The sequence below is a fragment of the Streptomyces soli genome (assembly GCF_003999195.1).
Lineage (GTDB): Bacteria > Actinomycetota > Actinomycetes > Streptomycetales > Streptomycetaceae > Actinacidiphila > Actinacidiphila soli.
Window position 1 is genome coordinate 1 of sequence record NZ_RJVR01000084.1, and the last position, 11,342, is coordinate 11,342.

The 11,342-nt window shown below is 69.2% G+C and carries 15 protein-coding genes; 10 read left to right on the top strand and 5 right to left on the bottom strand.

All coding sequences use genetic code 11. The features are described from left to right. From EFK10_RS06795 to EFK10_RS06805, 3 genes are all read right to left on the bottom strand, one after another. Window positions 1-832, bottom strand: an 832-nt coding sequence (locus EFK10_RS06795) for an IS3 family transposase (protein ID WP_164835862.1), incomplete at its 3' end; no start/stop codon positions are given. Between the two features lie 53 nt (window positions 833-885). Further along, the gene (locus tag EFK10_RS06800; protein WP_127354844.1) at window positions 886-1,278 is read right to left on the bottom strand and encodes a transposase; all 393 of its coding nucleotides are present in this window, start codon (window positions 1,276-1,278) and stop codon (window positions 886-888) included. Window positions 1,279-1,472: 194 nt separating this feature from the next. Beyond that, window positions 1,473-2,483 (bottom strand): questin oxidase family protein, encoded by a 1,011-nt coding sequence (locus tag EFK10_RS06805; protein ID WP_127354845.1) that lies wholly within the window; start codon window positions 2,481-2,483, stop codon window positions 1,473-1,475. Between the two features lie 549 nt (window positions 2,484-3,032). Between EFK10_RS06805 and EFK10_RS06810 the strand changes: the two genes are divergently transcribed. The 5 genes from EFK10_RS06810 to EFK10_RS06830 all read left to right on the top strand — a co-directional run bounded on the left by EFK10_RS06810 (window position 3,033) and on the right by EFK10_RS06830 (window position 7,157). Further along, window positions 3,033-4,337, top strand: coding sequence for an MFS transporter (locus tag EFK10_RS06810; RefSeq protein WP_127354846.1), 1,305 nt, complete (start codon window positions 3,033-3,035; stop codon window positions 4,335-4,337). A 1-nt stretch (window position 4,338) separates the two neighbouring features. After that, a complete protein-coding gene (locus EFK10_RS06815; RefSeq protein WP_127354847.1) occupies window positions 4,339-4,587 on the top strand; it encodes a hypothetical protein in 249 nt (82 codons plus the stop codon). Window positions 4,588-5,054: 467 nt separating this feature from the next. Further along, a complete protein-coding gene (locus tag EFK10_RS06820; RefSeq protein ID WP_127354848.1) occupies window positions 5,055-5,264 on the top strand; it encodes a hypothetical protein in 210 nt (69 codons plus the stop codon). 94 nt (window positions 5,265-5,358) lie between these two features. Next, entirely contained in the window at window positions 5,359-5,646 is a 288-nt protein-coding gene (locus EFK10_RS06825) for a hypothetical protein (protein WP_127354849.1), read from the top strand. 1,028 nt (window positions 5,647-6,674) lie between these two features. Beyond that, on the top strand, window positions 6,675-7,157 hold the full coding sequence (locus EFK10_RS06830; protein WP_127354850.1) for a hypothetical protein: 483 nt from the start codon (window positions 6,675-6,677) through the stop codon (window positions 7,155-7,157). Window positions 7,158-7,299: 142 nt separating this feature from the next. Here EFK10_RS06830 and EFK10_RS06835 read toward each other — a convergent pair whose 3' ends face one another. Beyond that, complete coding sequence (locus EFK10_RS06835; protein WP_127354851.1) at window positions 7,300-7,674, bottom strand: hypothetical protein; 375 nt, start codon at window positions 7,672-7,674, stop codon at window positions 7,300-7,302. Between EFK10_RS06835 and EFK10_RS06840 the strand changes: the two genes are divergently transcribed. From EFK10_RS06840 to EFK10_RS49675, 5 genes are all read left to right on the top strand, one after another. After that, window positions 7,673-7,993, top strand: a complete 321-nt coding sequence (locus EFK10_RS06840) for a hypothetical protein (protein WP_127354852.1) — start codon at window positions 7,673-7,675, stop codon at window positions 7,991-7,993. The two genes, EFK10_RS06835 and EFK10_RS06840, sit on opposite strands and share 2 nt — an antisense overlap. A 145-nt stretch (window positions 7,994-8,138) precedes the next feature. Beyond that, window positions 8,139-9,221 (top strand): DNA cytosine methyltransferase, encoded by a 1,083-nt coding sequence (locus tag EFK10_RS06845; RefSeq protein ID WP_240677040.1) that lies wholly within the window; start codon window positions 8,139-8,141, stop codon window positions 9,219-9,221. A 21-nt stretch (window positions 9,222-9,242) separates the two neighbouring features. After that, window positions 9,243-9,419 (top strand): DNA cytosine methyltransferase, encoded by a 177-nt coding sequence (locus EFK10_RS49665; protein WP_240677041.1) that lies wholly within the window; start codon window positions 9,243-9,245, stop codon window positions 9,417-9,419. A gap of 196 nt (window positions 9,420-9,615) precedes the next feature. After that, entirely contained in the window at window positions 9,616-10,170 is a 555-nt protein-coding gene (locus EFK10_RS49670; protein WP_240677042.1) for a hypothetical protein, read from the top strand. Between the two features lie 14 nt (window positions 10,171-10,184). Continuing rightward, on the top strand, window positions 10,185-10,646 hold the full coding sequence (locus EFK10_RS49675; RefSeq protein ID WP_322973287.1) for an ATP-binding protein: 462 nt from the start codon (window positions 10,185-10,187) through the stop codon (window positions 10,644-10,646). A 111-nt stretch (window positions 10,647-10,757) separates the two neighbouring features. Here the strand turns inward: EFK10_RS49675 and EFK10_RS06855 are convergent, their stop codons facing one another. Continuing rightward, window positions 10,758-11,153: a hypothetical protein gene (locus tag EFK10_RS06855; protein ID WP_127354853.1), complete on the bottom strand. Its 396-nt coding sequence runs from the start codon at window positions 11,151-11,153 to the stop codon at window positions 10,758-10,760. Between the last annotated feature and the right edge of the window lie 189 nt (window positions 11,154-11,342).

Sequence of the window (11,342 nt, forward strand, 5' to 3'; positions counted from 1 at the left end):
GTTCGCGGACAAGGTCGGCGGTGGCGAAGTGTACGGACGCGGGAGTGTGCAGGCCGATGCCGCTGTGACGATGTTCGTGGTTGTAGTACGAGATGAATCCCTCGCACCAGTCCCGCGCCCCGGTAAGGGAGTTGAAGAACTCGGGGTAGTCGCCGCAGTACTTGATCGTCTTGAAGTTCGCTTCGCTGTAGGGGTTGTCGTTGCTGACCTTCGGCCGCGAGTGCGACCTGGTGACCCCGAGGTCGATCAGCAGCTGCGAGACCTTTTTGGACGTCATCGAGGTGCCGCGGTCGGCGTGCACGGTCTCGGGGACGATGCCGTTGCGCTCGATGGTCTCGCGGATCAACTCCTCAGCGCGGTCGGCCGATTCGGCACGCTCGACGGTCCAGCCGCAGATGTAGCGGCTGTAGATGTCGATGATCACGTAGAGGTGGTACCACTCGCCCTTATGCGGTCCCCTGAGCTTGGTGATGTCCCAGGTCAGCACCTGGCAAGGGGCGGTGGCCACCAGTTGCGGCACGATCTTGGCGGGATGGGTGGCCTGGCGGCGCCGCTCGCCGTTCTGCCCGGCGGCGGACAGGATCCGGTACATCGTGCGCTCGGAGCACCAGTAGCGGCCCTCGTCCAGCTCACGGGCCCAGACCTGCGCGGGCGGCAGGTCGGCGTACTCGGGCCGGTTGAGCAGGGCCAGCACCCGCGCGCGTTCGGCGGATGACAGCGCCGAGGCCGGGGCGGGTCGGGGAGCCCGCTCCTTCGGCGCGGGCGGGTTGAGCCGGCGGTAGTGCGTCGCCCGTGAGCGGCCGGTGAGCCGGCAGGCGGCCGTCGTGCTCAACTCCCGTTCCAAGCACGGGAACAGCTCGTCGACGACCTGCTCAACCTCGCACGTCAGTCCGCGCTCTCGGAGAGCAGTTCCAAGAGCGCGTGTGCTTTTCCCAGCAGTTCCAGGGCGGCGTCCTTCTGCGCGCCCTCCTTCTCCAGCCGGGCGACTTTCTTCCGCAAGCGCTCCAACTCTGCCTGTTCCGCAGCTTTTTTCGGCCGTGCCGGGCTGGTGCGCTGGTCGATCAAGGTGGCCATCGCACCGGCGTCCCGTGCAGCCCGCCACTCGATGATGTGGGAGTGGTACAGCCGTTCCCGGCGCAGGATCGCGCCCTTCTCCCCGGTTGGGGCGGCGTCGTACTCCGCGACGATCCGCAGCTTGTACTCGGCGGAAAAACGGCGGCGGACCGGTCGCGGTGCCGGATCGTCGGACTCGGCTATCGGCCCGTTCGTGCTGGTCATGCGGTGGTGGACTCCTGTCTCGCCCAGGAAGGATAACCCGGCACACCGGGTGTCTCACCAAAGACTGACAGGGAGGGCCCCGCCGTTGCCCGCCTTCTCCCTTCTTGCTCCCCAGCAGGGCGCCGTTAGGCATGCAGTGGGGGCCGGTGTCGCTTGAGCAGGACGACTGTCATCGGTCGGCTTGGCGGACGTGGCTAGACCAGCGGTTCGCTCAGCTCGATGGAGCGCAGAGCCGCCGCCAGTGCCCGTTCGTCGCCGATGTCGAGGGCCGTGTCGGTCAGCTTGATGACGTGTTCGTCGCCGTGCGCCAGGGCCCGTTCGAAGACCTCTGCGGGGGTGAAGGTGCCCGGTGAGGTGTACGCGACCGGGGCGTGGGGTGCGTACATCGCGGTCACCGCCGCAGATGCCGTCCAGGCGGCCCGCAGGCTCGGCACCCACAGGGAATGCGGGAGCGCGGGCAGGGTGCGCAACACGGCGTTGGGGGCCGTGGCCGCGTGGACCAGCATCGTCTCCTCGCCGTGGCCGTGAGTGGCGTACCGATGGGTGGCAGCCCGCACCAGTTCGGTGAGGCAGTGGTGCGCCTCGTTCGGGTCCGTGATCGCGGCCGCCCACACCGGCAGGCCCGTGACGCGGCAGAGCCGGGCGGCGAAGCCGCCGTCCCGCTCGGCGATCGGCGCCACCGCGTCGAGGGCGGCGGCTGCACTATCGGCGCCAGGCAGCGGGGCGAGGTCCGCGACCGGGTGGTAGCGGGCGGCCCAGTAACCGAGGCCGTGGGCGAGCTCGACCAGACGCGGCTCGGTGCCCTCGCCGACCAGAAGAGTGCGCACGGCGTGGCCCACCCGGATCACCGGGTGCGTCGAGCCGCCGTACATGCCGGGCAGGAGACGGGGCCACCACTCGGTAAGCACGTCGCGCCAGGGGCGCTCGGCGATCTCGCGGCCAAAGTAGCCAATCCAGTCGGCAGCGCGGCGCGAATCGCCAAGCGCTAAGCGCCAGTTGACGGCCGTGACCGGCTCCACACCGGAGGGGAACTCCTCAAGCTTGCGTGTATACAGGTCGAGCCGCCGGTGCACCGAGCCAGCCTGACCATGCGCGGCCAGGGCCTCAACGGCCATTGGCGCATGATTGGTGAGCCGCCCAAGCCGCTCCGGCCCTGAACTGTGCAGTCGCTGGAGCGCCTCGTCGAGAATGCCCGTCGTATCCATGGCGAGGACGGTACGCGAGGCGCCACGGCGGCGTAACAGGCTGAAGGCTTAGGACCGGACCTAGGGCCAGCCGTCGAACCGGCGCCAGGCACGCCCGCCGCCATGCCGCATTTGACGACAGGGCCTAGCTAGCTAGGGGGGCGGTAGTGGGCGGTTCTCGTCACGGATCATGCGCCGCAGGCTCGTGCGAGCGGCCGTGAGGTCTTCTTCGAGGGCCTGGACGCGTTCTTTGAGGTGGCGGTTCTCTGTCTCTGCTGTCCGGGCATCGGTGGCGAGACGGTGGTTCTCGCTGGTCAGTTCAGTGACTCGTTTCTGAAGGTCGCGGCCGTCCAGCTGGTCGACCTGTCGCCCGAGTTGAAGGCGCATGCCTTCACGTAGGTCGCGGACTTCGTCGCGGAGTCGGGAGATCTCCTGGCGGGCGAGGAGCAGGTCGGTGCGTGCGCTGGTCGGGCTGAGGGTGAGTCCGGAGGCTTCAGCTCGGAGCCCGGAAAGGCCGGCCAGACCCAGCAGCGCCCCGCCGGCAACAGCGGTTACCAGAGAATCCTGTACATGGACACGACGAATGACGACACGGTCACGCAGCAGCGGCGCTGGGGAGTGCTCTGGCAGCGCGACTTCCGACTGCTGTGGACGGGCGAGACCGTCAGCGGACTCGGCAACAGCATCACCACGGTGGCCTTACCCCTCGTCGCCGTGGTCACCCTGCACGCCGACGCCTTCGCCGTCGGGATGATCGCCGCAGCGGTCTGGCTGCCCTGGCTGGTCATCGGCCTGCCGGTGGGCGCCTGGGTGGACCGCATGCGCAGACGCCCGCTCATGATCGCGTGCAACCTGGTGTCCGCAGCCATGTACGTGAGCGTCCCCGTCGCGGTATGGCTCCACGTCCCGACCCTGGCACAGCTCATCGTCGTGGCCCTGGCGTGCGGGGTGTCGGTGATGTTCTTCAACACCGCCTACCACTCCTACGTCCCGGTTATCCTCCCCAACGAGGATCTGCTGGAGGGCAACGCGAAACTCCAGGGCAGCGAGGCCGCCACCCAGGTGGTCGGCCCGGGCGCGGCCGGCCTGATCGCGCAGGCCTTCGGCGCGGTCGGCGGACTCCTCGCCGACGCGGCCACCTTCGTCGTCTCCACCGTGTGCCTCATCTCGATCCGCAGCCGTGAACCGGCCCCGACCTCCGCGGAGAAGGACAGCAAGCTCCGCGACCAGATAGCCGAGGGGCTGCGGTTCGTCGTCCACGACGAGTATCTGCGGCCGATCGTGACCTACGGGGCCGTCGTCAACCTCGGCCTGACCGGCTATCAGGCCGTCCAGATGGTTTTCCTGGTACGCACCGTCGGCCTCAACCCGGCCACCATCGGCGTCCTGCTCATGGCCGGCAGCCTCGGCGGCGTCCTCGCCTCGTTCCTCGCAGGACCGGTCGGACGCCGCTTCGGAACCGCCCGCGGCATGCTCGTCACCCAGGCCCTCACCTGCCCCTTCGCCCTCCTCATGCCGCTGACCACCCACGGCGCGGGCCTGCTGTTCTTCGCCCTGGGCTCCTTCGTCCTCGGCATCGGCATCGTCGCGTGCAACATCGTCCTCGGCAGCTTCCGGCAGAGCTACTGCCGCCCCCACCTGATGGGGCGCGTCGTGGCCACCACCATGGTCATCAACCACAGCACCATCCCGATCGGCTCCCTGCTCGGCGGCTACCTCGGCGACCTCATCGGCCCCCGCTCCGCCCTGTGGGTCATGACCGGCCTGCTCGCGCCGTGCTGGCTCATCCTGGCCATGGGCCCCATGCGCGCCCACCGCGACCTGCCCACCACCTACCGCCCCGACCCCGTAGCCACCGTGTCCGAAAGGACGTGACATGACGGCCGACGAAGCGACCACGGAACAGTCAGCGATCCACTACTACGAAGACCTCGGCTGCTGGATGGCCTGGGGCCGCGACATCGCGGAGCAGGCGCCACGGCACGCCGATGATGGCGTCCCGCACTGTTGTCTCCGCCCTGCACTTGGCCCCTCTGTTCCCAACGAGCCGACCTGGAAGTGGGAGCGCGCCGTCAAGGAAGCCCGCAACCAACTCGACAGCACCGACGTGTCCGCCGCTGGTTGATGAAGGCCAGCCACGGCGGCGGGAACGTCGGCCGGCGCTGCGGGCCAGGCCGGTGGCGTACCGGGCGGGCAGCAGGGCGGCACCTGCCCTGGCCCCTTAGCTCCTGGTCCTCACGGGCGAACCTGGCCGCCGCCTCGGTCGCCAGCAGGTAGTCGAAGGCCAGCAGCACCTCGCCGGGCGGGAGCGGGATGAGGAGGAGGTGAGCGGAGAGAAGGGCGTGGCCATGGGCATGACGGCTCCTGATGTACGGCGGCCATGCCGGTCACGGTGGCTCACCGGTTGAGCCTCATGGCGCGGGCTTGTGGACCGAGTTCGGACAGCAGCAGGCGGCCCCGCGCTGCTCTTGTGAAATCCAGCCAGAGGAAGCACTTTGCCGCCAACAACGCGTAACTGAGTGACGCCGGTGTGTAGTTCGGGCTACATAAGAGGGCGGTGGGCGGCTTTTGCCTGACGGGAGGACTGGCCGGGTGCTGACGATCAACGTGGCGGTACTGCTTGTTGTCATCGTCGTTGTGCGGCTGCGGCGTCGTACAGAGGCCAGGAGCCGGTTCGACGAGAAGCTGACCGTGGTCATTGTGCTGGTGTTGGGGGTGCTGATTGCCCCGACAGGGTTCGGTCAGGGAATCCTGAACGCTTTGGGCCAGATCGTGCAGGGCGTTTCGCAGTCTGGCCAGTGAGCTCCACCTCTACCGTGATTCTCCGCCCGTGCACGCAGGGCGACGCCGATGAAAAGCTGCTGCCGACGCGGCTGCGGGCTGCGACACTGCGCGGGTGGCCACCCAGCAGTTGCCGTTTCCGGTGCCGGACCAGCGCGCTCACTACTTCCTCTCGCAATACCCGGACATGCACCAGCTCGTGAGGAAGGCCATGCAGGATAGGCCGGGCGACATGTGGCATGCGCTGGCCCGGCTCCACGGCACACACCCCCAGCCGGTCGGCCGTGTGGGGCCGCTCGCACGGCCGTCGGTGCTGCTGTTCTTCTCAGCGGCGCAGGACGTCGCCCTGACGGCGCGGGTGCTGCCTGCCTCTCCCCGGTGGCTTCCGCCGTGTCCGTTTTGAGCTGCTTACCGACGGGGTGATGTGGGGCCCTTCGCTTGTTCTTGGAGCCGATCGGGCGTCCGGGGCCTGCCTGTCGGGCCGGCGAGCAGCAGGGTGTGGTCGCCGATGGCGAGGGCACCGCAGGTTGTGGTCGAGGTCGGTGGTGACGCTGGCACCGTCGCCGGCGAGGTAGGGGGTGCCGGTGGGGGTGAGCGGCCTGGTGGACCTGGCCGGCGACGTTGACCTCGTAGGAGGTGCTGTCGTGGAGGGCGTCCCCGAGCCGGGTGAGGGTGTGCCCGCCGTACCCTTCGGCGGTGTGCGGGCCGGTGCTGGAGAAGACCCACGACTGTCCCTCAGGGCCGGGCAGGAGGCAGCTGATCCCGCGGAAGCCGCCAGGGACACGGACAGCGCGTCGTCGACCTCTGGCAGCAGCTCCTCGCCAGCAGCAGGCGGCGGCACTTCGTCGTTCACCCGCCCACCGTAGCGGGCCCGGCGCCCAACTCCACGGTCTCTGAAGCCGATACGCGGAGGATGCAGCCTCTCTCTCGCGGGCCCGGTGCGGGTCACTCGCGGCCGCGCCAGGTTCGGCGCGGCCGTAGTTGGTCCTGCGTAAACGATGCTGTCCCGCGAGCAGTCGATCGAGGGGCGATCAGCGCCGGTTGTGGGGTCCAGGGAACTCCCTCGAATGTCACCCTGGACCCGACAACCGGCGCTGGCCGCTTCCACTGCGACGGGCTCGTGCACAAGACGCTGACATGACACAGCTGCCACGGTTGTTGCCAACCGCGCTGGAAACTTGAGCACGCTGACTGCCCTTGGCTTGCCCAGCTCTGCCCTGAGGGTCTCGCCGAGCAGCCCCGAGATCGCGCTGCGCTGAACCGATCTCCGGGGCCGCACTCCATCAGGTGCGGCCCCGGAAACCGCTGGTGACCGCCACCTTTCCTCACCTCGGAACGCGGTTGACACCGCGCACAAAGAGAGTAGAATTACTAGTGTTGTTAGGGCGGCAACCCGAAGCGACACCCAACCCACCACCACGGAGGCACCTCATGATGCAGACCTATCCGCAGCTCCGCACGCGGTGGACCGTCTCCTACCGGCACCGTTGCGGCGGCGGCGAGACCACCAGCACCCACCTGGACTCCACCAGCGCCGTCCGGCAGCGGCACGCATTCGCCGCCGAACGCGACTGGCTGACCGGCGTGCGCATCACCGAGCACACCACCACCGAGACCCGGACCCCGATCGCCATGGACGACCTGCCCGGCGACGGCGAGCCCACCCTGCCCCCGGACCTGCCCGAAGGCGCCCACCAGGCGGTGCGGCACTTCCGCTTCGACAACGCGGGCCCGGCCGTGCTGCGCACCGGCGACGACGTACGCCATTACCGCCAGTGGATCGCCGATCAGTACGACCGTGGCAGCGCGCCCTACTGGCACTTCGACCTGTCGACCCTGGCCGTCCTGGACGTCGTGCTCGTCCGCTACGCCCGCGACATCACGCTCGCCGAACTGCCCCCGGACCTGTACTGACCAAACCGTCCGGCCGGGCGCGGCAACGCCCGGCCGGGCCGACTCCCGCCCCGACCCACCACAAAGGACCCCCATGGACGCCCTGTTCGACGCCCCGCGCCCCGTTCCCGAAGGGACCATCACCCGGGCCGCCGCCCCGGACCTATCCGACTACGACGTCATCGCGATCAGCGATTCCGGCGGCAAGGACTCCCACGTCACCCTCGCGGTGACCGTCGAGGCTGCCCGCGCCGCCGGCGTGCTGGACCGGATCTGGTCCTTCCACGCGTCGCTTGGCCCGTTGGAGTGGCCCTCGGTGGATTTCGACGGCTGCCGGTACCCCAGCACGGGGGAACTCGCCGCCCTGCAACCGCGACCGGCACGTGGACGAGTGGCTGCCGATCCGGGACTGGACGACGTCGGCGGTGCGGGAGTTCTGCGACGCCTCCGACATCGCCCACCACTGGGCGTACGACTCCGTACCCGGAGCAGGCGACTTGAACGGCTCCACCAGGTGCAGTTGCTCGATTTGCATCATGGCGAACCGGTCGGACTTGATTCTGGCCGTACGCCGGAGGCCGCGGCTCACCGCGCTGTACGCCCAGGTCGAGCAGGTCCGTGGGCACCGCTTCCGCCAGGACCTGTCGATCGCCGAGCTGCTCCAGCTGGCGCAGCGCCGGGGCGGACCGGCGCCGGGGATCGTGCTGGCCGACGACGGGCCGGAGTTCGACGCCATGGCGGCCGCCGTGCGGGCCGCGCTCGCCGAGCCGCCCCGCCGCACCCTGGACGTCGATCCGGACGCGCCGCAGCAGCTGGGGCTGTTGGGGTTCGGTGACTGCGGAAGCTGCGGACTGTAGGAGCGGGATGCCCAGGTCAAGCCCCCGATCCGACAGGAGGAGGGGCTTGACCACAGGGAAAATAAGAGTAGAATTACAATCGTAGCAACGGCAGTCGGACGGCAATCCGGGGGCCGTAACCAACCCACCAATGCGGGAGAGACCTGTGGCCTTCTACGTGCCGCGCCTCACCAGGAGCGACCTGGACTTCACCGACCTGTTCTGCGGCGCCGGGGGCAGCGCCACCGGCCTGGTCGAGGCCGGGTACATCCTCAGGCTGGCCGCCAACCACGACCCTGTCGCCATCCGCACCCACATGGCCAACCACCCGATGGCCGAGCAGATCTGCGAGGACCTCAACACCTACGAGAAGCGCCGTCTGCCGCGCACCCGCATCCTGTGGGGCTCCCCGATCTGCACCGAGATCTCCCCCGCCGGCGGACGCAAGCGCACCCGCGGGCAGACCGAGATCGAGGTCGAAGGCGCTGCCAAGCCCGAGACGTTCGAGCGCACCCGGGCCACCGCGCTGGACATCATCGCGGCCGTCGACGTGCACCGCTACGACGCCGTCCTGTGCGAGAACGTCCTTGAGTTCGCGACCGACTGGGAGCTGTTCGACTGGTGGCTGTCCGGGATGAAGATCCTGGGCTACAACCACCAGATCGTGTGCGCGTCTCCGCCCACCTCGGCGGGGTCGACAACCCGCTCGCGCCGCAGCTGCGCGACCGGCTGTATGTGCGTCTTCACCCGCGAGGGGATCCCGCTGCCGGACCTGGAAGTCCGGCCGGAGGCGATCTGCCCGCAGTGCGGGCCCGTCCAGGCCCGGCAGATCTGGCGCAACCCGCGCCGCCGCACGATCGGCAAGTGGGGTGTCCAGTACGACTACCGGTGCCCCAACCGCGCCTGCGGCCACATGATCCTGGAACCAATCACCCGGCAGGTCGCCGAAGTCATCGACTGGGACCTGCCCGGCACCCGCGTCGGCGACGGCCGCCCCGACCGCAAGAAGTTCACCCCCTACGCACCCTCTACCCGGGCCCGCATCGCCCTCGGCCTGACAATGTTCGGCACCGAACCGCACATCGCCATGCTGCGCCGCAACGGCACCGCCATCCCCACCACCGGGCCGGTCCCCGCCCTGGCCGCCAAGGGCCGTCACCACGCCCTGATCATCCCAGGCGGCCGCAAGGGACTTCCCCGCACCACCAGCGAGCCGCTGACCACGGTCGCCACCAAGCAGCACCACTGACTGGTCCGCCCCGCGCCGACCGTGGACGACTGCACCATCCGCATGCTCCACCCCGGCGAACTGATGACCGTCCAGCGCTTCCCGGGCGACTACATCGTGCACGGCAACCAGACCGAGCAGATCCTCCAGGCCGGCAACGCCGTCAGCGTCAACGCAGCCCGCTGGCTCGGCGAGCGACTGCTCCCCAGCCTGGCCTGACACCCCTTCCGCTGGTCCCGGGGCGCCAACCCCGGGGACCAGCGCCCCAACCCACCACCCCCGGCAGCCGCTTCTACGGCCGCCCCCGCGAAGGAGCACCACCGCATGCATCTGGACCCCCGCCACCCCGCCCTGTGCGTCATCCAGGCCACCATCGCCACACGGCGACGGCACCGCCGCTCTGGTCGCCCGGGCCATGCCCGCCGCCCCGTTCGGCACCCGGCCTGGCAGCTGCCTGCCGATCCTGGCCGGATACCTGGGCACGCTGCGCCGGACCCAGGCCGCGCCCACCCCCGAGAACGTCGCCGCCTACCTCGACGCCCGGGCCGACGCCACGATCCCCTCCCCGCACCAGCCCTACGTCCACACCCCGTGGCACGACGCCCGCGTCACCTGCCTGATCGACCTGACGCTCACCCCGCGCAGCGAGATGGGCTGGCCCGCGACCTCCCTACACGTCCTCGAACAGGAAGCCGGACGCGGCCGCTGCTCCTGGAACCGGCTGGAGCGCCACCGCGGCTACCTCGCCGTCCTGGCCCACACCGCCCGGGAGATCGCCGCCGAACACACCCGCCTCACCGACCGGCTGCACACCACCGACACCGACGGCATCCGCGACCTGCACACCCTCGCCACCGACATCAGCACCTGGGCCGACAAGCTCCACCGCGCGGCCAAAGGCGACCACACCCTCGCCCGGGCCGCCGCCGTACGGGAGGCCCTGTCACTCCCGAGGTCATCGGCAAGCTGAGGTCTCCATCGTGGGTGCGCGAGGGCCGCCCGCTGGTGCTGATCGGCGACTCCGGCACCGGGAAATCGCACCTGCTGATCGGAGTCGGTACGGCGATCGCCGAGGCCGGCATGAGCGTCCGCTACACCACCACCTCCGCGCTGGTGAACGAACTCGCCGAGGCCGATGCCGCCCGCCGCCTGTCATCGGTGATCGCCCGGTACAGCAAGGTCGACCTTTTGTTCGGCTACCTGAACCTGGACAAGAAGGGCACCCGTCTGCTGTTCCAGATTTTCACCGAGCGCGAGGAGTGCAAGGCGACTGCGGTGGCCACCAACTCGCCGTTCGCCGAATGGGACAAGGTCTTCGCCGACCCGAGGCTCTGCGCGTCCATCGCCGACCGGATCACCTTCCGCTGCACGCTGATCCAGACCGGCACTGATTCCTACCGCTACCAGGCCACCGAGGCGGATCGCCGGGCCAAGACCGCCCGGTGATCGATCTCCTCGGCGTTGACACACAGCGGGACCTAGTGCCGCATCAGGCAAAGTTCGCCCTGTGAGCGTCTACGCAGAGTCGTAAACGGGGCGAACGTCGCCTGACCGGTACTACTCGGCTTCGCCGCGGCGCAGGTAGGAGCGGACGTCGTCGAGCCCGTCGAGGGCTCGTCCGTCGACATCCGAAGGGTCCAGCGTCGCCCGGGTCGCCAGAGCTTCGGCCAGCGCAACTGCGCGATCGCTGAGGTGTCCGAATCTGCGGGCGGTGTGCCCCAGGCACAGGCCAGCCAGTCCAAGTAGCTGGCTCCCGGCCACGGCCCTCGTTCCCACCTCTATGCAGCAGTGCTCGATGAACGCTCGATCGTCGTCGTTCAGAGCGATGCCGACCAAAGCGACTGCCGCCGAGGGTTCCTGCGCGCTGTCGCCGAGCGCGCGTTCCACTGCCTCGGCAACGACGCCATGGGGCAGCGCAGGGGGATTCTCGAACGTTCGGTGGGAGTGCTTCACGCGGAGAGGCTACGCGGTACACAGAGACATGCATCGCGGATACCTCACCCACGGCAACGGGAGCAAACAGGGCGAACGTTCCCTGATGCGGCACTAGTAGACTGTCGTAGCTAATTTTTGGGATAGAGGTGGCGCAGTTTGATGCGTGCGTCGTGGGTGGTGAACTGCCAGTCCACCTGGCGTTGGTCG

Bases quoted from the DNA above. Each gene is read 5' to 3' on its own strand.
- EFK10_RS06830 (WP_127354850.1), top strand. From the start codon at position 6,675: ATGATGCAGACCTATCCGCAGCTCCGCACGCGGTGGACCGTCTCCTAC.
- EFK10_RS06800 (WP_127354844.1), bottom strand. From the start codon at position 1,278: ATGACCAGCACGAACGGGCCGATAGCCGAGTCCGACGATCCGGCACCG.
- EFK10_RS06805 (WP_127354845.1), bottom strand. From the start codon at position 2,483: ATGGATACGACGGGCATTCTCGACGAGGCGCTCCAGCGACTGCACAGT.
- EFK10_RS06835 (WP_127354851.1), bottom strand. From the start codon at position 7,674: ATGATGCAAATCGAGCAACTGCACCTGGTGGAGCCGTTCAAGTCGCCT.
- EFK10_RS49670 (WP_240677042.1), top strand. From the start codon at position 9,616: ATGCCCGCCGCCCCGTTCGGCACCCGGCCTGGCAGCTGCCTGCCGATC.
- EFK10_RS06815 (WP_127354847.1), top strand. From the start codon at position 4,339: ATGACGGCCGACGAAGCGACCACGGAACAGTCAGCGATCCACTACTAC.
- EFK10_RS06840 (WP_127354852.1), top strand. From the start codon at position 7,673: ATGGCGAACCGGTCGGACTTGATTCTGGCCGTACGCCGGAGGCCGCGG.
- EFK10_RS06810 (WP_127354846.1), top strand. From the start codon at position 3,033: ATGGACACGACGAATGACGACACGGTCACGCAGCAGCGGCGCTGGGGA.